General features: G+C 62.1%; 1 protein-coding gene. It reads left to right on the forward strand.

The window, feature by feature from the left end; genetic code table 11:
• Positions 1 to 301: DUF3365 domain-containing protein (locus tag NE591_RS14360; protein WP_256156993.1), on the forward strand; the 301-nt coding region annotated here is incomplete at both ends.

Genomic DNA, 301 nt, shown 5'->3' on the forward strand with positions numbered 1-301 from the left:
CCGCGCAACATCTACAATATCCCGGACGCCTACGAGGCCGCCGCCATCGAGGCATTTTTGACGGATGAGGACACCGATGAGGTATGGGGCTACCAGACCGAGGGAGGAGATCAGGTCTTCCGCTATGTGCGGGCCATGGACGTCTCCGACGACTGCATCGAGTGCCACGGCCAGCCCGCCGGCGAGCTGGATGCAACTGGTTACCCGAAAGAAGGCTGGAGTGTGGGAGATGTGGCCGGAGCAGTATCGGTGGTGGTTCCCGCCAATGGCGCCATGGCCAACATGCGTGATGCCATCGTCG

Source organism: Adlercreutzia sp. DFI.6.23 (assembly GCF_024462535.1).
GTDB lineage: Bacteria > Actinomycetota > Coriobacteriia > Coriobacteriales > Eggerthellaceae > Adlercreutzia > Adlercreutzia rubneri.